Raw genomic sequence first — 1,561 nt, 5'->3', positions numbered from 1 at the left:
GAGCTTGCGGCACCGATCATGAATCACCCCTTCTACCCGCTGGACGCGCCGGTCGCGCGCGTCACGCTGCCGGACATGCCGATCCCCTATTCCGAGCCGCTGGAAACGGCGATGCTGCCAAGTGCCGAGAAGATCCGCACCGCCGCGCTGAAGACGCTGAAGTGACGGAGGCGGCGGCGATGGCGACCCATCCGATCAGCATCGACAGCGCCGGCGGCGAATACATGGAAGCCGTGCTGGTGATCGCCTGGGCGGTGAAGCCAGGCGATCCGGTCAAGGCCGGCGATCTGGTCGTCACCGTCGAGACGGCCAAGGCCGCGACCGAAATCGAAGCCGACCGCGACGGCTGGCTGGCCGAAATCTTCTTCGCCGAGGGACAGGAAGCGCCGGTGGGCGCCGTGCTCGGCACGATCGCGGACGCGAAGCCGATGGCTGGCCAGCCAGCCTCGGTCGGGCCGGCGACAGCAGCCGCCGCGGCAGCCAATCCGCGCGAGCTTGTGGCTGACGAAGCCTCTTCCTCCATCCGGCAGCCTGGCAGCCGCCCGATCGCCAGCCCGCTTGCCCGGCGCCTTGCCGCCGCGGCCGGGCTCGACCTTGCCGCCATTTCGGGAAGCGGGCCGCGCGGACGGATCAAGAAGCGCGACATCGATGCCACCCTTGCCGCTCGCACGAACGAACAGGACGGTGCAGGCCAGCGGGCGCCAGCCGCAGTCCAGGCATCGCCTGTCGCCGCGCCGGCCCGGCAGACGGTGCCGGTGGTCCTCATCCACGGCTTCGGGGCGGATCGCTCCGTGTGGCGGCAGGTTGTCCCGTTGCTCGGGCCGGGGATCGAGACGATCAGCCTCGACTTGCCCGGCCATGGTACGGAAGCGGCAAGACCTGCAAGCATCATCGAGGAGATCGCCTTCCTCCTCTCCGACCGGCTGGAGGGGATGGGCGTCGGCAATGCCCATCTCGTCGGCCATTCGCTCGGCGGCGCGGCGGCTCTGGCGCTCGCACGACTGGGCCGTTTTACGGTACGCTCTGTCACACTCCTTGCCCCTGGCGGGCTCGGCCCCGAGATCAATGCGGGCTTCCTTGCCGGGCTCGCCCGCGCAACAACCGTCCCGGCGCTTGAGCGATGGCTGGCGGTCATGGTCGGCGACCCCTCGGCCCTGCCGGTCGGTTATGCGCAGGCCGCACTCAGACAGCTGGAAAAGACCGGCAATCGCGACGCGCTCACTGCGATGGCCGAAAGCCTGTTCCCGGACGGCACGCAGGGTTTCGATCTCGCGGGCGCGCTTGGCGAACTCGCCGTCCCGACGCGGCTCATCTGGGGCAGGCTCGATCGCGTCATCCCGGTCGCCCATGCGGCCCGCGCGCCGGGCTTCACTGCCGTTCATCTTCTCGATGGCGTTGGCCATGTACCGCAGATCGAGGCACCGGCGCTCACCGCCCGGCTCATCGCCGATACGGTGCGAAGTGCCGGCTGAGCCGGCAAGACCATCACGCCCGCGTCAAGGGCGCCACGACAGAATGTCAGAAGGAGTGCCGATATGATCTTCGACCATCGCACCTACAC

1 protein-coding gene is annotated in these 1,561 nt (G+C 69.1%); it reads left to right on the top strand.

All coding sequences use genetic code 11. The features are described from left to right. Window positions 1-179: 179 nt before the first annotated feature. The gene (locus tag EOA22_RS33155; RefSeq protein WP_127224187.1) at window positions 180-1,472 is read left to right on the top strand and encodes an alpha/beta fold hydrolase; all 1,293 of its coding nucleotides are present in this window, start codon (window positions 180-182) and stop codon (window positions 1,470-1,472) included. Window positions 1,473-1,561 lie beyond the last annotated feature (89 nt).

It is taken from the genome of Mesorhizobium sp. M7A.F.Ca.US.014.04.1.1 (assembly GCF_003998745.1).
Classification (GTDB): Bacteria; Pseudomonadota; Alphaproteobacteria; order Rhizobiales; family Rhizobiaceae; genus Mesorhizobium; species Mesorhizobium ciceri.
This window is presented reverse-complemented; position numbering and strand designations above follow the sequence as displayed.